We start from the raw sequence: 18,389 nt of genomic DNA on the forward strand, positions 1-18,389 counted from the left end.
ACCATGCGCATGGAGCAGATGTACCAGGAAGTCATCCTGGACCACTACAAGCACCCGCACCACCGAGGGCTGCGCGAGCCCTTCGGCGCCGAGGTGCACCACGTCAACCCCACCTGCGGTGACGAGGTGACGCTGCGCGTGCACATCGACGGCAATGGCGACGTCAAGGACGTGTCCTACGACGGCCAGGGTTGCTCGATCAGCCAGGCGTCCACCTCGGTGCTCACCGACCAGGTCATCGGTCTGCCGGTGCAGCAGGCGCTGAAGGTGGTCGAGGCGTTCGACGAGATGGTCACCGGCCGCGGCACCGTCGAGGGCGACGAAGAGGTGATCGGCGACGGCATCGCGTTCGTCGGCGTCGCCAAGTACCCCGCCCGCGTGAAGTGCGCGCTGCTGGGCTGGATGGCCTTCAAGGACGCCGTGGTGCGGATCGCCTCGGCCGAGGAAGCCAAGAAGACGATGGGCAACGGGGAGTAGAGATGAGCGAAACCGACCAGCAGGCCAAGGAACTCACCCCCGAGGAGATCCAGCACCTCGAGGACATGGAGGAGGCGATGCGCGACGTCGTCGACCCCGAGCTCGGCATCAATGTCGTCGACCTCGGCCTGGTCTATGGCATGACCTTCGAGGACGGCATCGCCAAACTCGACATGACCCTGACCTCTCCGGCCTGTCCGCTGACCGACGTCATCGAAGACCAGTCCCGCAACGCCCTCGTGCGCTCAGGCCTGGCCGAAGACCTCCAGATCAACTGGGTCTGGATGCCCCCGTGGGGCCCCGACAAGATCACCGACGACGGCCGCGAACAGCTGCGCGCCCTCGGCTTCACGGTCTAGCGGGACCGGTAACTCAGCCGACGATGCGGACCGATCCGATTCGGATCGGTCCGCATCGTTGCGTCCGGGTCCTCGACCCATTCGGCTGACTGGAGAGCTTGCGCCGAATCGTCTCGGCGGGAGCAGTCCTCACCGGCCCGGAAGAACTGTCATCGGGGAGGGCGCTGTGTCCTACGGAATCATGCCCTGTGCCGTTGGCCTGGAAGGGATTCGGCGATTCGGTTCGTACGGCCCGGATTTCGTGGACGACACCCTTCCCGATCACTGGTCGAGGCCTCGATCGAGGGGGTAGCGGTCGGCGAGGGCCGTGCGATCGTTGTAGAAGAAGTTGAGGACGAGATCGTCGGCGACCCGGAACAATTCGTCGCGACCCTCGACGGCGGCCACCCATTCCATGGGCAGGGCCTCGAGGCCGTGGATGGCGCCGATGAGGTTACCTGCCACCGCGCCGGTGGAGTCGGAGTCGCCGGAGTGGTTGACCGACAGCAGGAGTCCGGCGCGAATATCGCCGGTGCGGTAGGTGTGCAGTGCGCAGTACACGGCGATGGCCAGACACTCCTCGGCGCACCACCCGGCGCCGATTCGCTCCAGCCGCTCCGGGGTGGGGTCACCCAGGTGCGCGGTGGTGAGGGCGGCGGCGAGGGCGGTGATCGTTTCCGCGCTCGCGGGCATCGGGGCGAGCCGGGAGATGGTGTCCTGCACCGCGATCGGCAGTTCGGTTCCGGACAGGACACTGTCGATCACGATGGCGAGGGCGCCCGCCGCGAGGTAGCCGGTCGGGTGGCCATGGGTGAGCTGGGCGCATCGCATGGCGGCATGGAACGCCCGGTCGGCACCGAATCCTGCCAGTCCGAACGGCGCCGACCGCATCACGGTCCCGCACCCCTTCGATTTCGGATTCACCGGCCCAGGCTCCCCGAACTCCAACGGCGGCACGAACCCTTCGGCCTGCCGCCGCAGCCCGGTCAAGCAGGCATTGCCCGGAGACCGCATGGCATACAGGAATTGATGCCCCGCCAGCCACCCGTCCACATCGGCCGCAGGTTTCTCCTGCTGCTGAGTATCCCGCCACCGCAGGTAGGCGCGTCGCAGCACCGGCGCGGGGTCCGCACCCGGCGGACAGCGCAGCAGCCCCTCGGCGGTGAAAAGCGTCATCTGCGTGTCGTCGGTGATCTGCTGTGGCGCGGCCGGATCCGGGCCGGGCAGCAATCCGGTGACCCCCGCCGGCCCGTACCGCCCCCGGATCTGCTGCAGCGACAGAAACTCGATCGGCCACCCCAGCGCGTCCCCGATCGCCCCGCCCAGCAGCGCCCCGCGCACCCGGTCGAACAGCCTCTCGTGATCTTGCACGCCACCCACCCTATGCGCGTCGCCCGCAGAGCCGTCACGATGCGCCGCATCCGTCGCGGGCAGGACCCGGCAACGGTGGCCCGGCAGCCAGGGGTTCACACCTGGCACGTACCCCGGTGCCGGACAGCCTTTTCGAGTCGGTGGCCCTCGGTCGTGCTGACCGACGATCCGGATCTGTACCGGGTGATTTTCGCGAACGAACGCGTCCGAGTCCTGGAATACCGGGACAAGCCGGGTGACAAGACCTCGCCGCACAACCATCCGGACAGCGTGCTGTATCCGCTGGCGTCCTTCCGCCGCTTCACCGCTGATGGACAGCAGGTGGAGGTCGCGCTGACCGAGGGGCAGGTTCGCTGGCTGTCCGCGCAGGAACACTCGGGCGAGAACATCGGCGATACCGAAACCCACGCCCTGTTCATCGAACTCGAGGAGCCGCCGCACACTCCTTCCGCGCCCGCTCTGGGTCCGGAGTAACCGCCGGGCGAACCAGCGGGTGTGGCAATCGATCTCGATCGGGGTGCCGCCGTAGGATTCTCCGGTGACCTATGACGACTTCGACGGGTTCGAGCATCTCGACACCTCCACATTGCCGGAGCGGCAGCAGCGGATTCTGTGCAGTATTCGCGATTGGGTGCAGCGGCACGGGTATTCGCCGAGCACGCGGGAGATCGGTGATGCGGTCGGGTTGAAGTCGGCTTCGTCTGTTTCGCGACATTTGCGCGAATTGGAGGAGCGGGGGTTTCTCAAGCGCAGTGAATCGGTGACCCGACCCATGGATGTGCGGCTGTTCCTGCGGGCGGCCGGGCCGCAGCGGCAGCAGGACGAGAATTCGGTGCCGGTGCCCGTGGTGGGCGATATCGCGGCCGGTACGCCGATTCTGGCCGAGGAGCACACCGACGACGTGCTGTCCCTGCCGCGCGAGCTGGTGGGCCGCGGCACCGTCTTCGGCCTGCGGGTTCGCGGCGACTCGATGGTCGACGCCGCCATCTGCGACGGCGACATCGTGGTGGTGCGCAAGCAGCAGGAGGCGCACACCGGCGAGATCGTGGCCGCCATGATCGACGGTGAGGCCACGGTCAAGGTGTACCGCCGCGCCAACGGGCATGTGTATCTGGAGCCGCGCAACGCGGCCTACCCGGTGATCGATGGCGACCACGCCCAGGTGCTGGGTAAGGTTGTCTCGGTCATGCGCCGGGTCTGAGCGTCTGGCATGATGACGGCCGTTATTACCTTCCATCCCCGGGGAGAATCGAATGTCGTTGCTGCGCAAGGCCGGTGTAGGCCTCGCCGTTACGTCGATGGCCGCGATCGGCACCGTGGCCGCCGGAACCGCCTCCGCGGCGGACAGTGAACCGGTCTTCGTCGCCACCTCCGGTGACCTGTACGGCGCGCTCGCGCTGTCCAAGAGCACCGGAAACGTCGCCTATGCCGTGAACTACGGCAGCTGGGACAGTGCGGACAGCACCGCAGTGGACAAGTGCGGCGGCGGCGACTGTGCGGTCGTCGTGCACTTCGCCAATGCCTGCGGCGCGGTCGCACAGGGCGCCGACACCCGCTTCGGCTGGGCGTGGGCCCCGTCCAAGGTGGAGGCCGAGTCGGCCGCCATCAACGTGCTCGGCAAGAGCGCCCCGGGTTTCCCGGACACAGGGTCGTCCTCGCCGCGCCAGGCCAAGGTCATCCTGTCGGCGTGCACCGACAACGCGAGCTGACCGATCGCGAATCATCCAGGCGCCACACCGGATTCGTCCGGTGTGGCGCTGTTTTGTTTGCCGGACCCCATTTTCCAGCAATATGCCCAGCCGGACGGAGATGATTTCCCCGTGGACGACATCACCTACGAGGACACCCGGTTCGCAATGCACGCGGCGGCCGAACTGCTGATCGCCGGCCCGCAGTACCGCCGATTCGGCAGTATCCGCATGCGTATCGTGCTGGGCGGCTTCACCGGCGTCAAGTGGCCGGTGTCGGTGACGGGCACCGATCTGGTGTGGCCACAGGGCCGTATCCGCCTGCACGGCACCTACAGCGACCTCGCTTCGACCGCCGGATTCGCGGCCGACGCCCCGCCCGCGGGCCTGTATTCCGATGGCACCCGCATGGATCCGGACGAACCCTTCAGCGTCGATGCCGATGCCGCCACCACGGTGCACGACTGGTTCGCGGTGGGAGACACCGCATTACGGCGCTTCGCCGAGGAACAACCGGTGCTGTGGCCCGAGCACTTCGATCTGTCCGCCGCGGTCGACGAGGTGAATTACGGTGTCTCCCCGGGAGACTGGGACAACCCGCAGCCCTACGCGTATGTCGGTCCGTGGACCCGGCGCGAGGGCGAGTTCTGGAACACGTCCTTCGGGGCGACGCGGCCACGCGCCGAGGTGGCGACGGTCGAGGGCCTGCTGGAATTCTTCCGGGAGGGAAGGGCCCGTGCCGCACAGGACAATTGACCTCAGCGCAGGTGCGCCTTCAGCACATCGCCGCCCTCGGTGCCGAGGATGAAGGTGTAGTCGTCGGACGGGTCGACGGCCACCGAGGTCAGCGGCTGTCCCGACAGCAGCGTGCAGCTGGTGTGGGTGACCGGATCGGCCCGCACGAATTGCCCACTGCCGGTCGCGATGTAGAGCAAACCGTCGGCAGCGATCGCCAGATCGTCGGGGAGCAGCGGCGCGGCGAGCGGCGCGGACGCCAGATCGACGGCGACGCCGGCCCGGGCCGGATCCTCGACGGGCAGCGCGACGATGCGCGCCGTGGGACTCTCCAACAGGGTCACATAGAGGATGTTCCCGGCCGCGGCGATCCCGTCGGCACCGGATCCCTTGGCCGCCAGCGCGTTCCGGGCCCGCTCGGTCCACTCGGAATCGAGCGTTCCGTCCGGCCGGATCCGCTCCACGGTATTGGCGGTGGTGTCGGCGACGAACAGATTCCCGGCCGCATCGAAGGCGGCGCCATTGGCCTGGCCGAGCCCGGAGACGAAGACCTCGGGCTGCGGAACGGCCGCGGCGGGGTCGAATCGGAGCACGCCGCCCTGCCCGGCGAGCCCGGCGAACGGTGAATTGCCGTATGTCACGTACATCAGCCCGTCCGGGCCGAGCCGGACCGCGCCCGGGCTCGACACCGGCACGCTGACCATGAGGTGACCGTCCCGGTCGTACCGCTCCACCGCATTGCGGTAGGTGCGCGCGACCCAGAGGTCCCCGACCGCGTCGAATCCCAGATTCTCCGACCAGTCGCCCACCGGCGTGCGGGCGGGCAGAGCCATCGCCGGTTCGGCGGGGGAGCAGGAAACCGGCGTGGCCGTGCCGGGTACATCGGCGGCGGCCGGACCGGCCATCGCGACGGGTCCGCCCGCGGCGACGACCAGCAGGAGGGCTACGCCCAGTCCGGCGCGGCGTCCCCTGGGATCCGCTTGCGGCGCAGCTACTTCCGATCGCGGCTCCGGCATCGAGGCGTTCCCTTCGCTGGGCGGTGGTCGCGGCCAGCGTATATCGCCCGGTCCAGCCCGGCAATGATCACCGGGCCGACATTTTCGAAGGTCAGGCGGTTGTTACGACGCGGCGGGGTGCGTGGGTAGCTGCTCGGTGGAGCGTTCCGCCAGTGCCGCTTCGACATTCGCGATGCCGGCCCGGACTCCGAGCCCGTAGCCGTCCTCGTCGAGGGCGTCGAGCCGGTCGCGGGCGTCGTCGAGGTGGCGCTGGGCGGTGTCGAACGCGCCCAGGCGGCGATAGTTGTCGGCGAGATTCAGGTGTAGCGACGGATAGAAACCCCGGACACTCAACCCCGCGTGGTGGGCCTGAGCCCGCTCGTCGGTCAGCGCGTCGGCGGCATCGAGGGCCCGGATGTCCCAGGTTAGCGCGTCCGCCGCATGCGCCTGGAGGTCGGCCAGGAAGTGGGCCAGCGAGACCCGGTGCAGCGGGTCGCCGCCCGCGCCGATGCTGTCCCACAGCGCGGTCAGCTGCTTGCGCGCCGTCGCCGTATCACCTTGGCGGCCAAGGGTTACGGCGTCGTTGATGGCGGTCATGGTCTCGTCGACGGCGGTCATGCCCGCGACCGTAGCGCGAGGGTCCGACACCTAGCGGCTGGGCCGCCCGTGCCGCCCGTCCCCGGTGATCCGGCCGCGCCGGATGAGATCGCGCTTGGTACCGGGTCCGAGGGTGACCTGATCGTCGACCCCGGCCACGGCCTCTTCCGGATTGGGCCGCACGAACAGTGTCACCGTGGTGCCCTCGGTGAATCCGTTTCGCCGCATCATGGCCGCCGAGGCGGTGTTGTGGTTCTCCACGTCGGTCACGATGCGGGCCGCGCCGTGGCGGAACAGCAGATCGCAGCACGCGGTCATGAGCCGGGCCGCGACACCGTGCCCCTGCATATCGGGCGCCACCGCGATCCACTCCAGGTACGCCCAGTCCTCGCGCAACTCGAATTCCATGGAGGCCAGCACGAATCCGACGACCCGATCCGAATCCACCGCCACCCAGCAGGACCGGCCCGCACTGTCGAGATGCTCGGCCACCGAGGTCAGCGACCACGAGGTGTAGGGCTTGGCCTGGGTGTCGAACACCTGGTAGCCGAGGTCGATGACCTGACGCAGATGCCCGAGCCCCATGGGCACGACGGCGATATCCGGATGGCTGGATATGTCGGAATCCATGCCCGCCAGTTTGCCAGTGGGTGCTGGCCATCCGGGCGCCCGCCGGGCAGCCAGGTCGCGCGGGGGCGTGCTATCAGGCGCCCTTGCGAGTCTGCTTGGCCGGAGCCTTCTTCGCGGCCTTCTTGGCGGGCTTCTTCTCCGCGGTCGCCTTCGCAGCCTTGGTGGCCTTGGCCGGCGCCGCCGGTGCGGTACCCGCCTTGCGTCCGGAGGCTTCGAGACTGCGCTGCAGAGCCGCGACCAGGTCCACGACCTCGGCATCCATTGCCGGGGCCACCGCCTCGGGCGCCCGGGTGACCTTGCTCGAACCGCTGGCGATCGCCTCGTCGAGCAGCTTCTTCAATTCGAGCTGATATTCGTCCACGTAGAGGCTCGGATCGAAATCGTCGGACAGCGTGTCGACGAGCGTCTCGGCCATCGTCAATTCCTGGGACTTCGGCTCGGTCACGCCCTCGAGCTTGTCGAACGCCACTGCCCGCACCTCGTCCGGCCACAGCAGCGTCTGCAGCACCAGCACCCCGTCACGCACCCGCAGCGCACCCAGCCGGGTCTTCTGGCGCAGCGTGAAATGCACCAGCGCCACCCGGTCCACCTGTTCGAGAGTCTTCGCCAGCAGCACATAGGCTTTCGGCGTGGTCGAATCGGGTTCCAGGTAGTAGCTCTTGTCGAAGAGAATCGGATCGATCTGCTCCGACGGCACGAATTGCAACACTGGGATTTCGTGTTTCTCGGCCGCCGGAAGTTTGGCGAAATCCTCGTCGGTGAGAATCACCCGATCCCCGTCGGGTGATTCGTAGGCCCGGTCGATATCGGAATACTGCACCGGCTGCCCGTCCACCGTGCACAACCGCTCGTAGCGAATGCGCCCGCCATCGGCGGCGTGCACCTGGTGGAACTTGATGTCGTGGTCCTCCGTGGCGGTGTAGACCTTCACGGGGACATTCACCAGTCCGAACGCGATGGAGCCCTTCCATATGGACCGCATTTCCCGATCGTACTTCGGACGGGTGATTCCGGTGGGTATCCCCGGGGTCAGGCGGCCCGGCGTTCGGGCTCGCTGCGGTAGCGGGATTGGTCGCCGTCGATGCGCAGGAGCTTCCACAGCCGGTTGGTGACCGGGTTCATCAGGCCCAGGTCGCCGGCGAGGGAGCGCATGTCGCCGAAGTATCCGGAGAGGATCTTCGACGCGGTGGGGGAGCGCCAGAACGCTTCCTTGATGACCTCGCGGGGGATGTCGAAGGTGCGGGCGAATTCCGGTGGGGGAGCCATGATCTCACCGGCCAGCCACCGCATGGCGAGCGGGAAGGCGATACCACAGACATTGCGATACAGCGGATTGAAACCCGGCACATGCTCTTTCAGGAACTCATTGGCAAAGGAGATGTGCCGGGCCTCCTCGGCGATATGGATCTCCATGCAGCGCACCACCGCGGGCGGCAGATTCGCGCCGTTGCGGATGATCGCCTTCTGATAGTGGTCGATCGGTTCCTCGCCGCCGAGAATGCCGATGAACAGAATCGGCCAGGCATAACCGCCGGCCACGCCGATGAACGGCGACAGCGCCCGGAAGATGGGCCGCATCCCCGGGACGTCCACCCCGATCCGGTTGACCAACTCCTGGAACATCTGGATGTGGTTGCACTCCTCGGTCATCTCGTGGAGGCAGTAGCGGAACTCCGGCGACCCGTTGGGCAGCTTCATGATGTACTGCATCATGCCGCGGATCAGGATGCTCTCGAAGGCCGCGCCGACCTTGATGGCATTGGCGATCCGCCACCGCCCGATCTCGATCTGCCGCTCGAGGGGCAGGTTCTGATACCACCGCGTCGCGCCGAGCGGATCGATGTCCGGTTGCAGCACCCATCGCGGGTCCTGGGGGTCGATCGCGAATTCGGGTGAGTCCCAGGCGATATCGAGATACGGATCGAATCGGCGGTACACCGATCCCTCCGACAGGGTGTGCAGCACGTCCGCGTAGTCTCGTGCCGCCGGAACGGAGCCCGACATCGTTGTCAGAGCCATCATTGCCTCCTCGTCTCTGTGCCGCGCCGCCCGGAAGCCGAAGCCGCTCCTGTGCGGTGCAACACACTCCAAGGTAAGTGCTAACTGGGGTTACAGACAACCCCGAAATGCCCGCGTGTCCCTGAATTCGCCCGGTGCGCCGCCCGTCACCAGCGCTGCCAGTGCAGGACCCGGTCGGGCCGGACGCGGACCGCGGGCTTGAACTCGGTGCTGAGCGTGTAGGCCAGCGGCAGGAACGCGGCGAGCATGACCTCGTCGTAGGGCACGCCCAGGATTGCCGACAGTTCGCGCTCGAGCGGAGCCCGGGCCGTGGGTCCACGCGGTCACGTGGACGCTGGAATCGCACTTCTAACCGGCCATGCCTGGAGCCTCCAGATGCGGTTGCTAACCGCCTCTGCCAACGCCCTGTAATGGCTCCCCTTTATGCCAACATCCGCACCAGAACCGGGTCCCCGGCCGCTGCACCGAAATCTCGAATCCGAATGCGCAGGATCCAGGTCGGCCAGGAAGTACTTCTGCAACATGTGCCAGTCCTCGGGATGGGCAGCGATCCCCTCCGCGTAGGCATCTGCGAGCGCTTGCGTCATCCGGGCGATTTTCTCTTGCAGGGTGCCCTCGGGCGGCACCGGGATCTCAGGATGGACTCTGATTCCCATCCGCCCCGGACTCGGATACCACAGATTTACCGGATACAGCCCGCTGCCGGTCTGTACTGCGAGTGCCGCCGGTCCGGCGGCGATCCGTGTGGTTTCACCGAAGAAGTCCACTGGGACACCGGAGGTGCCGAGGTCGCGATCCGCGACGAGGCAGACGATGCGGCCTTCCCGAAGCCGCCGCGCCAGGGTCTCGAAGACCGATGATCCGCCATCGTGCGGCAGAACTTCCATCCCGAGCTTGCGGCGGTAGTTCCAGAACCGTTCAGCGACCGCTTCGGGCTTGAGATTCTCTGCGACAGTGGTGAACTCGATCGAGTGCGTCGCGATGAGCCACGCTCCGGCATGGTCGTAGTTGCCGGTGTGGCCGAGCGCCAGCACGACGCCGCGGTCTGAGTGGACCGCCTCGGCGACGCGTGCACGGTCTTCGTCCGCGATGTCGACACTGTCCAGGATGCGCTTTCGATCCCACCCGTTCATCCGGAACGCCTCGCTGTAATACCGCAGCGCCGATCGCATGCCTTTGCGGGACATCTCGGTGAGAAGTTCCGGCGTCGTGTCCTTGCCCAGGACCCTGAGCAGATTAGCCTCCAACTGCAGGACCTGCGTCCCGCGCCGCTCCCAGAGACGGTCGGCGATGCGGTCGAACAGGCGGTAGGCCGTTCTCTCCGGTATAACCCTGATCATTGACCAGGCGGCTCCGTAGCCGCACCCGATGACCCAGTCTTTGACGCTCATACGGCCACGGTGTCACGTTCGGCCGGGGTGCGGCGCTCGAATCTCGTTCCAGCGCCGGTTGTCTCGCCCGCGGTCACTAGGAAGCGCGCTCTATTTCCGCATACCGCGTTGACGGAACCGGCCAGCGCGAACCCTCGGAAGATCTACGGGCAGAGCGCCGTACGGCCGGGGTTCCGCAGAATTCGAGGGCACTGGAGTCCAAAAATACGCGAGGACCTGCCGATTCTCTCCAGGCAGCGCTTGAGACCGTGTCTCTAGGGGTGGGCATCCTCGCAGGTCAGGGCCGTTTCGACCTACCGCGCGAACTCGACCGAGCGGTGGCATCCCGTGGCAGGGTCTGGAGAAACGGTACCGGTTCGACTCGTTGTGGCACAATGACTGCCGATCCTTCGACGCTGAATCCAGCTCCGCTGGTTCGGTTTTGAGGGTTGTTCCAGGCGGTGGCAGGCAAGCGTCAGTGCCCTGACCTGCAGCGATGAGGATACCTAGAGACACGGGCATTTCGGACGCGTCCTGGTAAAAGCGCAGGTGAACATAGGTATCGACTCTCTAGCCGGCGCGAATTCTGCGGAACGCGGGTACGGGCCGCCGGCAGTGCGCGCCGATGCCGCATACCGCGCTGACCGAACCGGCCAGACAGATCAACGGGCCGAGATCATCTCAGGCGCTGGGCGCCGGCCGAACGCAGAAATGCCGATTCCCCTGCATCCGCGAGAATGCCGGTCTATCCCAACGCGACTCCGATGACGATCTCGGCGAACTGGATCGGATCGGCCGTTCGGCCCTGTGGCCGCGGTCGGAACGGGGACGTTGCCTGCTCCTGTCCCCGGGCGGACCGAGATGTCGAGAAACGGTGTCGCGCGGTTCCCGTAGCCCCCGATCCGGCCAACGTGTTGACGGCACGATGCGAAGGGCGGAGCGTCAGGTCGGTTTTCCGCCGGTGCCAGGTGGTCCTTGCACGCCATCCTCGGAGGGAAGGTCTTTCGAGACAACACATCCGGAGAGGAACAGGTGTGGCGGACATTGCGGTGGTCACGGGCTCGACTCGTGGTATCGGGTTCGAGACGGCGCTGGCATTGGGATTGTCGGGCTACACGGTCGTCGTGACGGGCCGGTCCGAGGAGGCGGCGGCGGCCGCGGCGCGGCAGCTGGGTGAGCGGGGTATCGACGCGCAGGGGCAGGAGCTCGATGTCGCCTCGTTCGAATCGGTGCAACGCCTTGCCGACGGCATCGCGCGGGACCATGGGCGGTTGGATGTGCTGGTGAACAATGCGGGCATCGCTGCTGAATGGGATGCGCCGAGTCCCAGCCGGTATGCGCATCCGGAGTCGGTGAGGCGGACGCTGGAGACCAATGTGATCGGGGTGTTCCATACGGTGGAGGCCTTGCTGCCGTTGCTTCGGCGCAGTGACTCGGGTCGGATCGTCAATGTGTCATCGTTCATGGGATCGCTGACGCTGCAGGCCCACGCTGACCCGGCCGATTTGGTGGTTCCCGCCTATCAAGCCTCCAAGGCGGCACTCAACAGCCTGACCATCACGTTGTCGAAGGTTCTGGCGGACACGGACATCAGGGTGTTCTCCGTTGATCCGGGATTCGTGCAGACCGACTTCTCACCCATCAACCGCGCGCAGGCGCCGCTCACCGCCGCCCAAGGCGCCGAGCCGGTGGTCGAGGCCGCGATGCTGAAGGTCGACGCCACGTCCGGCTCGTTCATCGGCCCCGACGGCGTGGTGCCCTGGTAACGGCCACCGTGACGGTGGGAAGATCAACAGTCAGAGATCATCCCGGCCCGCCGAACGCCTTAAGAGTGCAGATGACCGAATAGTCCGCCCCCGACCACAACAGCAGCCATCATCGCGACCGCCGACCAGAATGCATTGGCGCAAAGACCTTCTCGATGTTCATTCGAGCCAATACATGCTCGTCGCCGGACTGTCGAGTTTGTCCGGTTATGTCGCACGCCGCGCTGACCGAACCGGCCAGCGCGGAACGGCCGGCGGCCGGAACCTGGTGCGGCGCAGAACGTCCGCTCTTGCCGATTTGCGTGCGATATGGTTTGACGCCCGGCAGGGCGTTTGAGCTGGTCAGTCGGTGAGGCCATACCCGAGGGGCCGTTCAGGTCGTCGCATTACGATGAAGGCTGTTGCCGATATCGCGATGGGGACCCTGGGCTGAGTGACAACTGCGCCCCGGTGCCATCGATTGTGTCGGTGACATCCGGGGCGTGGAAGGGTAAATCAGCCAAGGTCCGGGTGGCCGACCCACTCGACAATCGTCCAGCCCTTCTGCGGGCTGCCCTTGAGGACGACGCGACCGCCGTTGCGCATCGGATCGGTGCCGAGTTTGTTCTTGTCGGCGTTGCCGGCATTCATCATGGACCAGAACATGATGGTGCCGCCGTGCGAGAAGATCACCGGGTTGGTGCAGTGGCGGCGCTGCACATCGAGCAGTGCCTGATCGACGCGGCTGTCGAACTCGTTGCCGTCGATGGAGCCTGGAATTCGTGCGTTCAGGTCGCCGGAGAGCCACTTGATCGGCGCCTGTAGGTACCCGGACATCGCCTCGGCCTCCGGGGAACCCTCGTACTGGCCTGCCTCGATCTCCCGGAAACCGGGCTGAATGTTGAGGCTCAGGTTGTGCTTGGCCACGGTCGGTGCCGCAGTCTGCTCGGTACGCACCATGTTGGACGCGAAGGCGCAGTCGTAATTCTTGTCGGCCAGCTGGATGGCTACGTTGTCTGCCTGTGTCCGGCCGCGTGGGGTCAGGTCGGGTCCGGGCACCTTGGTGTCGATCAGGCCGGAGGTGTTACCGGCGGACTCGGCATGGCGCACCAGGGTGATGACCATTTCGCCGCTGCTGCTGCCGGAGCTTCCGAAGTCGATATCGGCGGACGCGACCCCGGTGGTAGCGGTTGTGGCCGCGACCGCGGTCGCCATCACCGCAATGGATAGTCGAAGAGATCGGATTCGCATGGGTGGGAATGCCTTTCATCGTGGCGAACGCCACTTCAGGTATGCCGAAGAACCGGAATTTGGAGTGTCGCGTCTCACAGAAGCAGCCATTTGCCCGAATCGACTACGAGGCATCCCATTCATCGGGACCCTTCGCGCACCGTGTCGGCCACTCCGTAATCACGACAACAACCTGATTCCGATGTCGCTCACCCGGCGGAGCAATGTCGACGTCTTGTGCTGCCGTGTCCGGCATTGACCGAATTAGCCGCAGTTGCTCCGGCGGAGGATCGACCGACTGGGCCGATCCGTGGTGGGTCGAACGTACTGCCGCATACCGCGCTGACCGAAACGGCCAGCGTCGGGTGCCGGCGGCCGGAACCTGGTGCAGCGCAGAACGTCCGCTATTGCCGAATGTCGAATGGTGTTCAGATAGATGCCCCTCGGAGTCCTGGCCACGAACGTTATCCACATCCTTGCGGGCTCCGACCGCGGCCGCGTCAAGAACTGCGAAGGCCCCGGATGCGCGGGCCTGTTCCTCGACACCACCCGCGGAGCCAACCGACGCTGGTGCTCCACGAACACCTGCGGCGACAAGGTCAAGAAGTCACGGCTCGCCGCCGGCGCACCGGGCAAAGCCCAATCAGGCCCGCCGACAACGTCATTGCCCGCAACGGCTAGGCGCCCAGCGGAGCAGCGAAAGATCAACGGACCGAGCGTTGTCCGGTGCCGGTAGCGTTCCAGCAAGAGTCGAGCCACCACCAACCGCCCGCCAGCTCCACCGTGGGGCAGACAGGTTCGCCGAACCCGTTGTACGGTCCAGGCTCGGGTGTTCCGACGAAATGCCCGTAGCCGAGCGCATCGTCGGGGATCCCGATGTAGTCGGGTACGAACCGCACCGGCTGCCCACCACTGGTGCCGATCACTGCCACTCGGCAGTTCGCCGAAACGAGACACAGGTGCGGAGGCAGCTCGACACCGTAGAAATCGATTTTGCCATCCGGCAGTTCCATCGCTGCGATAGCGGCGAATGCCGGTCGCTCGACCCAAAACCTGGTCCACGCATTAGCGTTCGAGTCGACGAAGAGAAAAACCGACCCGCCGACCCCGATCAGTGCGAGCATCGCGGTTGCCACCAGAGGCCACCGTCGCGTATCGCGGCGAGCCAGCAACAGCACCAGCACGAAGCAGACCACGACAGCCACGAACACTCCCAGCAGCAACGGCAAGGCGAGAATCCAGAACTTCGTGACTATCCAACCGCGATGAAGCGTCACGCCGAGCACAATCATGGCCAACAGCGCGGCAGGCAAGGGAGCATCGGAGGGTCGAAAAGCTTTGAGGAACACAACAGCAACCTACGTCAGCGATGCGGCGATACATGCCCCGAATTGTGAGGATTATGTGAGCGACCGCGTTCGTTCCGTGCCGAACGTCCGCCAACCACGACCGGCCGACCTGTAATGGCATACCGCGCTGACCGAACCGGCCAGCGCGAGGCGCCGGCGGCCGAAACCCGGTGCGGTGCAGAACGTCCGCTACTGCCGATTACCGCGTCCTCTACGGCTGCTGGCCGCACCGTAGCTTCGAAAAGTTATGCCCGGCGCTCACCGCGACAGCGGTAACCACCGTTACGCCGATCAGACCTGACGGCCCATACCAGTGCAGCGCAGAGGCCGCCGAGCATGATGCCTCCAGCCAGCAAGATTCCCACCCCGACAATGGCGGTAGCGAGCGCAGGAGTGCCGAAGCCGAAGTACACGGCGAACGGACTCGACAGCATTGCGCCGATGAAGCCCCCGATCAAGGCCACGACGAGGACGGGTCGGTCTTTCATGAATCCGACTTTAGCCTTCGAGCAGTCATCCACTCCGTCCAAGACACCCAGCAGCATCACAGACATCCGCTTCTATGCCGCTGACCGCACTGATCGAACCGGCCAGTGAGAGGCAGGCGAAGGTCAACTGGCCCTGCTGATCCGTCGCTGGCGGAACGCATCATTTTGCTGTGTGAGTACGGCCTGAACCCGTACGCCGAGGTGGAGTCGGGGGCTGAGCAAGATCGGTCAAGCGGGTTTCGGGGCCGTGTTGGCAGACTCGTCGTGTGGCCAAGACCGGACGAGATCGACTACGCGAACTGCTCGACGTGGTGCTGGACGAGAACAACACCACGCTCGGTGCGATGGCGGCTGATGCCTTCGTTTCGCCGTTCCATTTCACTCGGCAGTTCTCGCGCGGTACCGGCGAGCCGCCGGTGGCGCTGAAGCGGCGGGTGCTGCTGGAGCGGGCGGCGTGGGAGTTGTCGACGGGTGAGTCGGTGACCGAGGTCGCGTTCGCGGCCGGGTACGACTCGGTGGAGGGTTTCAGCCGCGCGTTCAGCGCTGCCTTCGGGCATCCGCCGAGCCTGACTCCCACCGACGAGCGCCGACGGTGGTTGCCCACGAGCAATGGCATCCACTTTCACCCGCCCATGTCGCTGTGGGTGACGAGTGCGCCGAAAGAACAGGCCGTGCTGGATCCCACGACCCTGCTGATCCATCACGATATCGACGACACCCGCGAGCTCCTCGGTATGGCAGCGCAACTCGACGAATCGCGGTACCAGCGGGTGCGATGTCCGGGCCTGGTGGTGGAGTCGTTCCGGGGGCCCGAGGAATCCATTGCCACCGTGCTCGCCCATCTCATCGAGTCGAAGGAGGTGTGGCTGGCCGCGATCGACGGCGAGGACATCCCGACGGCCGCCGACGACGCTCTCCCGGAATTGGTGAAACGCCATGAGCGCGTGGCGGTTCGGTGGCTGGATACCATCCGCGATCTGACCCGGCGTGGCGGGTGGGACGACACTCTGATCGATGCGCTGTGCGAGCCGCCGCAGAGCTTCGTCATCGGCAGCGTGATCGCCCACGTCCTGAGCTACTCCATCCACCGCAGGTATCTCGTACGGCATTGGCTGCGAACCGAGTTATCCATCGCCGGAACCGAAATCGTCGACGGCGATCCCATCGAATGGCTACACCAGAGAGGATGACGTGACCTTCAAGACCGTCTACCACACCGCTACCAGCCTGGACGGCTTCCTGGCGACCCCCGACCACAACCTGGATTGGCTGCTGTCTCGGCAGGTCGACTGGGACGGCCCGCTGGGACTGAACCGGTTCGCGGCTGGTGCGGGCGCGATCGCCATGGGCGCCAGCACCTATCAATGGATCAATGAGAATTCCACCGAGCCCTGGCCTTACAACATGCCGACCTGGGTGTTCACCCATCGCGAGTTCCCGGCTTTCGACGACGGCCGCGACGTCCGATTGACCTCGAAGCCGGTGGAGGTCGTACACAAGGAGATGGCCGCAGCCGCCGACGGCAAAGACCTCTGGCTGATGGGCGGTGGCGAGTTGGTCGGCCAATTCGCCGATCAGGGCCTGCTGGACGAAATCATCGTCTCCATCGCCCCCGTCACGCTGGGCGCGGGCGCACCCCTGCTACCTCGCCGTCTCGAACTGAAGGCCACGGAAGTCGCCCATAACGGCGAATTCGCCTGCGTGCGTTACTCGGTCGTGCGCTGACGCCCCCACCATCCGATTCATCGCGGTAAGGGATTTCGGAATATGGCATACAAATTATCGCGCAACGTGATTCGTGGGGCGTTCAGGAATTCCGGTACCCCGACACGGGTCTCGATCCATCTCCTGGATCCTCGAAGCCGGCATGGTGTTTTGAGCACTGTCAGATCTGGCAGGTGGGGCTGGGGTGGAGCAGCCAGCAGATGATCGATCCGTCACCGGCGGACCCGGTTCCGCTGGACCCGGTATTGCCCGACCCGATCGGGAACGCCGCACCCGGAACCGCTGTCGGCTCGACGCTCACCGCGGCCGCTGAAGCAGAGTCGGCACCGATGGGTCGGACCCGGTCGACTCCCGCTGTCCGCTCACCGGCGCATCCAGCGTCGCCGTGACGCGATACCGCTACCGCGGGAACAAGATTCATTCCCGGAGGGCAACAACACCGGCAGCCGCCTGAGCGGCGGTTGACCACCGGGCAAGACACATGGAGAGCCCGGTGCCTCGAGAGGGGCACGCCGGGTTCGGCGGGCGGTCATGGGAAACGGACCGGGAGCAATCCCGGCACCGCGCCCATGACCGACCCAACAGTCGGGGTGAAGGCTGAGCGTAGGACCGAGAAGGGCATGTCATCTACCGCAATTGTCCTGTGCTGGTGGTGATCTCGGTGTGGCTTGCGCGGCTGTGGTGCGTGAGGTGGACTACTTGGGGCATCGGAATACTCGGCTCGGTGCGGGGGATTGGTACTGAGAACCTCGGTTTAGGGAGAAGGTTCATATGGCATATCGTGTCGCCGATACGTTCCAGCGGTGGGTGCGGGACCCCGAAATCATGACCACGGTCGTCGCGGTGCTGCGGCCATGGGCTTCGGTGCTACCGGGCCTCGGTCCGGACTTCGCCTGCGCACTTCGGTTACGGGCGTTGGCCCTGTCCGTCGAATATCGATACGGCGACGCCCTTATCGATGTCGAGGAGGCACTGCGAATCTGCCGCCGCGCGCCGATCGTTCGGCGCACGACCACCGAGGTTCAAATCGCCAGGGCGTTGAGCCTGCGGGCGTATCTGCTGCGGTGTGTGGGCCGGGAGCGGGAGGCGGTGGACGACGCACGGGAGGCGCTCGCCTTGTGTCGAGAACGATTGTCGCGCGCTCCGCACCGGTTCGGCCCCGGCTTGCTGAGTTCTCTGGACGAATTGGCCCGCTCCCTGGACGGGACCGGTGAGCCTGGGCAAGCGCTGCCTTTCGGTGAGGAACTCGTCGACATTCTGCGCCGTCTTGCCCCACGTCGACCGCGCTACGAGCGGTTCTTGGCCAGTGCCCTGCATCAACTCGGTGGCTACATCTCCGATGCCGGGGATCTCACCGACGCGTTGCGCGTCGCCAATGAATCCCTGCAGCTGTATCGACGTCTCGGTCGCGAGCAGCCGGAAGCCTTTGCGCTCCAAGCGGAGCTGGCGACGCATAATCGGGATCTGTTCCTGGACCGGCTGAACCAACAAGGATAGGCGGTATCGGGTCGCATCACCCTGCTCGCGCTGTGCGCATATCGACGGCGACATGGTGACGGGCGGCAACCGGCTGGCGTCGTCGATGCCCCGGCCGGTTCGGTCGTGGACGGCAAAAATCCAACGAAGTTCACG

Annotated in this window: 21 protein-coding genes; 11 read left to right on the forward strand and 10 right to left on the reverse strand. The window is 65.9% G+C overall.

Annotation, left to right across the window (positions count from 1 at the left end):
* Positions 1 to 3 precede the first annotated feature (3 nt).
* Positions 4 to 477 carry a Fe-S cluster assembly sulfur transfer protein SufU gene (sufU, locus tag ACQP1O_RS15885; protein WP_357003409.1) on the forward strand — a complete coding sequence of 158 codons (474 nt, stop codon included), beginning with the start codon at positions 4 to 6 and terminating at the stop codon, positions 475 to 477.
* A 2-nt stretch (positions 478 to 479) separates the two neighbouring features.
* A complete protein-coding gene (locus ACQP1O_RS15890) occupies positions 480 to 836 on the forward strand; it encodes a metal-sulfur cluster assembly factor (RefSeq protein WP_354846745.1) in 357 nt (118 codons plus the stop codon).
* A gap of 261 nt (positions 837 to 1,097) precedes the next feature.
* On the opposite strand, the gene ACQP1O_RS15895 is transcribed toward ACQP1O_RS15890, so the two are convergent.
* The gene (locus ACQP1O_RS15895) at positions 1,098 to 2,186 is read right to left on the reverse strand and encodes an ADP-ribosylglycohydrolase family protein (RefSeq protein ID WP_433566546.1); all 1,089 of its coding nucleotides are present in this window, start codon (positions 2,184 to 2,186) and stop codon (positions 1,098 to 1,100) included.
* Positions 2,187 to 2,339: 153 nt separating this feature from the next.
* Here ACQP1O_RS15895 and ACQP1O_RS15900 point away from each other — a divergent pair, with 153 nt between their 5' ends.
* The 4 genes from ACQP1O_RS15900 (at position 2,340) to ACQP1O_RS15915 (ending at position 4,630) form a co-directional block, all read left to right on the forward strand.
* On the forward strand, positions 2,340 to 2,660 hold the full coding sequence (locus ACQP1O_RS15900) for a cupin domain-containing protein (RefSeq protein WP_433566547.1): 321 nt from the start codon (positions 2,340 to 2,342) through the stop codon (positions 2,658 to 2,660).
* Positions 2,661 to 2,724: 64 nt separating this feature from the next.
* A complete protein-coding gene (gene lexA / locus ACQP1O_RS15905; protein WP_364612887.1) occupies positions 2,725 to 3,387 on the forward strand; it encodes a transcriptional repressor LexA in 663 nt (220 codons plus the stop codon).
* A 52-nt stretch (positions 3,388 to 3,439) separates the two neighbouring features.
* On the forward strand, positions 3,440 to 3,895 hold the full coding sequence (locus ACQP1O_RS15910) for a DUF4189 domain-containing protein (RefSeq protein WP_354846753.1): 456 nt from the start codon (positions 3,440 to 3,442) through the stop codon (positions 3,893 to 3,895).
* 111 nt (positions 3,896 to 4,006) lie between these two features.
* A complete protein-coding gene (locus ACQP1O_RS15915) occupies positions 4,007 to 4,630 on the forward strand; it encodes a hypothetical protein (RefSeq protein WP_433566548.1) in 624 nt (207 codons plus the stop codon).
* Positions 4,631 to 4,632: 2 nt separating this feature from the next.
* On the opposite strand, the gene ACQP1O_RS15920 is transcribed toward ACQP1O_RS15915, so the two are convergent.
* From ACQP1O_RS15920 to ACQP1O_RS15945, 6 genes are all read right to left on the reverse strand, one after another.
* Positions 4,633 to 5,625, reverse strand: coding sequence for an SMP-30/gluconolactonase/LRE family protein (locus tag ACQP1O_RS15920; RefSeq protein WP_433566549.1), 993 nt, complete (start codon positions 5,623 to 5,625; stop codon positions 4,633 to 4,635).
* A 102-nt stretch (positions 5,626 to 5,727) separates the two neighbouring features.
* Positions 5,728 to 6,222: a hypothetical protein gene (locus ACQP1O_RS15925; RefSeq protein ID WP_433566550.1), complete on the reverse strand. Its 495-nt coding sequence runs from the start codon at positions 6,220 to 6,222 to the stop codon at positions 5,728 to 5,730.
* 30 nt (positions 6,223 to 6,252) lie between these two features.
* Positions 6,253 to 6,831, reverse strand: a complete 579-nt coding sequence (locus tag ACQP1O_RS15930) for a GNAT family N-acetyltransferase (RefSeq protein ID WP_433566551.1) — start codon at positions 6,829 to 6,831, stop codon at positions 6,253 to 6,255.
* A 73-nt stretch (positions 6,832 to 6,904) separates the two neighbouring features.
* Positions 6,905 to 7,813: a Ku protein gene (locus ACQP1O_RS15935; RefSeq protein ID WP_433566552.1), complete on the reverse strand. Its 909-nt coding sequence runs from the start codon at positions 7,811 to 7,813 to the stop codon at positions 6,905 to 6,907.
* A 47-nt stretch (positions 7,814 to 7,860) separates the two neighbouring features.
* Complete coding sequence (locus ACQP1O_RS15940) at positions 7,861 to 8,850, reverse strand: AurF N-oxygenase family protein (RefSeq protein ID WP_433567696.1); 990 nt, start codon at positions 8,848 to 8,850, stop codon at positions 7,861 to 7,863.
* Positions 8,851 to 9,173: 323 nt separating this feature from the next.
* Positions 9,174 to 10,241, reverse strand: coding sequence for a phosphatidylinositol mannoside acyltransferase (locus ACQP1O_RS15945; protein ID WP_433566553.1), 1,068 nt, complete (start codon positions 10,239 to 10,241; stop codon positions 9,174 to 9,176).
* Between the two features lie 1,013 nt (positions 10,242 to 11,254).
* On the opposite strand from ACQP1O_RS15945, the gene ACQP1O_RS15950 reads away from it, so the two are divergent.
* Positions 11,255 to 11,986 carry an SDR family NAD(P)-dependent oxidoreductase gene (locus ACQP1O_RS15950; RefSeq protein WP_433566554.1) on the forward strand — a complete coding sequence of 244 codons (732 nt, stop codon included), beginning with the start codon at positions 11,255 to 11,257 and terminating at the stop codon, positions 11,984 to 11,986.
* A 495-nt stretch (positions 11,987 to 12,481) separates the two neighbouring features.
* Here the strand turns inward: ACQP1O_RS15950 and ACQP1O_RS15955 are convergent, their stop codons facing one another.
* On the reverse strand, positions 12,482 to 13,180 hold the full coding sequence (locus ACQP1O_RS15955; protein ID WP_433566555.1) for a histidine phosphatase family protein: 699 nt from the start codon (positions 13,178 to 13,180) through the stop codon (positions 12,482 to 12,484).
* 451 nt (positions 13,181 to 13,631) lie between these two features.
* On the opposite strand from ACQP1O_RS15955, the gene ACQP1O_RS15960 reads away from it, so the two are divergent.
* Positions 13,632 to 13,931 carry a CGNR zinc finger domain-containing protein gene (locus tag ACQP1O_RS15960; protein ID WP_433566556.1) on the forward strand — a complete coding sequence of 100 codons (300 nt, stop codon included), beginning with the start codon at positions 13,632 to 13,634 and terminating at the stop codon, positions 13,929 to 13,931.
* Here the strand turns inward: ACQP1O_RS15960 and ACQP1O_RS15965 are convergent.
* Both ACQP1O_RS15965 and ACQP1O_RS15970 read right to left on the reverse strand, forming a co-directional pair.
* Positions 13,900 to 14,544, reverse strand: coding sequence for a hypothetical protein (locus ACQP1O_RS15965; protein WP_433566557.1), 645 nt, complete (start codon positions 14,542 to 14,544; stop codon positions 13,900 to 13,902). The genes ACQP1O_RS15960 and ACQP1O_RS15965 overlap by 32 nt on opposite strands.
* Before the next feature lie 245 nt (positions 14,545 to 14,789).
* On the reverse strand, positions 14,790 to 15,032 hold the full coding sequence (locus tag ACQP1O_RS15970; protein WP_433566558.1) for a hypothetical protein: 243 nt from the start codon (positions 15,030 to 15,032) through the stop codon (positions 14,790 to 14,792).
* A 266-nt stretch (positions 15,033 to 15,298) separates the two neighbouring features.
* Here ACQP1O_RS15970 and ACQP1O_RS15975 point away from each other — a divergent pair, with 266 nt between their 5' ends.
* The 3 genes from ACQP1O_RS15975 (at position 15,299) to ACQP1O_RS15985 (ending at position 18,254) form a co-directional block, all read left to right on the forward strand.
* Positions 15,299 to 16,222: a helix-turn-helix domain-containing protein gene (locus tag ACQP1O_RS15975; RefSeq protein WP_433566559.1), complete on the forward strand. Its 924-nt coding sequence runs from the start codon at positions 15,299 to 15,301 to the stop codon at positions 16,220 to 16,222.
* A gap of 1 nt (position 16,223) precedes the next feature.
* Positions 16,224 to 16,757, forward strand: coding sequence for a dihydrofolate reductase family protein (locus ACQP1O_RS15980; RefSeq protein WP_379470877.1), 534 nt, complete (start codon positions 16,224 to 16,226; stop codon positions 16,755 to 16,757).
* Between the two features lie 771 nt (positions 16,758 to 17,528).
* Positions 17,529 to 18,254, forward strand: coding sequence for a tetratricopeptide repeat protein (locus ACQP1O_RS15985; RefSeq protein ID WP_433566560.1), 726 nt, complete (start codon positions 17,529 to 17,531; stop codon positions 18,252 to 18,254).
* Positions 18,255 to 18,389 lie beyond the last annotated feature (135 nt).

This window comes from Nocardia sp. CA-151230, from assembly GCF_050942175.1.
Taxonomy (GTDB): domain Bacteria; phylum Actinomycetota; class Actinomycetes; order Mycobacteriales; family Mycobacteriaceae; genus Nocardia.

What these genes read in the sequence shown, in the direction of transcription:
- ACQP1O_RS15925 (WP_433566550.1), bottom strand. Translation starts at nt 6,222, where the DNA reads ATGACCGCCGTCGACGAGACCATGACCGCCATCAACGACGCCGTAACC.
- ACQP1O_RS15960 (WP_433566556.1), top strand. Translation starts at nt 13,632, where the DNA reads ATGCCCCTCGGAGTCCTGGCCACGAACGTTATCCACATCCTTGCGGGC.
- ACQP1O_RS15910 (WP_354846753.1), top strand. Translation starts at nt 3,440, where the DNA reads ATGTCGTTGCTGCGCAAGGCCGGTGTAGGCCTCGCCGTTACGTCGATG.
- ACQP1O_RS15955 (WP_433566555.1), bottom strand. Translation starts at nt 13,180, where the DNA reads ATGGCGACCGCGGTCGCGGCCACAACCGCTACCACCGGGGTCGCGTCC.
- ACQP1O_RS15890 (WP_354846745.1), top strand. Translation starts at nt 480, where the DNA reads ATGAGCGAAACCGACCAGCAGGCCAAGGAACTCACCCCCGAGGAGATC.
- ACQP1O_RS15920 (WP_433566549.1), bottom strand. Translation starts at nt 5,625, where the DNA reads ATGCCGGAGCCGCGATCGGAAGTAGCTGCGCCGCAAGCGGATCCCAGG.
- ACQP1O_RS15940 (WP_433567696.1), bottom strand. Translation starts at nt 8,850, where the DNA reads ATGGCTCTGACAACGATGTCGGGCTCCGTTCCGGCGGCACGAGACTAC.
- sufU (WP_357003409.1), top strand. Translation starts at nt 4, where the DNA reads ATGCGCATGGAGCAGATGTACCAGGAAGTCATCCTGGACCACTACAAG.
- ACQP1O_RS15985 (WP_433566560.1), top strand. Translation starts at nt 17,529, where the DNA reads ATGGCATATCGTGTCGCCGATACGTTCCAGCGGTGGGTGCGGGACCCC.
- ACQP1O_RS15930 (WP_433566551.1), bottom strand. Translation starts at nt 6,831, where the DNA reads ATGGATTCCGACATATCCAGCCATCCGGATATCGCCGTCGTGCCCATG.
- ACQP1O_RS15945 (WP_433566553.1), bottom strand. Translation starts at nt 10,241, where the DNA reads ATGAGCGTCAAAGACTGGGTCATCGGGTGCGGCTACGGAGCCGCCTGG.
- ACQP1O_RS15935 (WP_433566552.1), bottom strand. Translation starts at nt 7,813, where the DNA reads ATGCGGTCCATATGGAAGGGCTCCATCGCGTTCGGACTGGTGAATGTC.
- ACQP1O_RS15970 (WP_433566558.1), bottom strand. Translation starts at nt 15,032, where the DNA reads ATGAAAGACCGACCCGTCCTCGTCGTGGCCTTGATCGGGGGCTTCATC.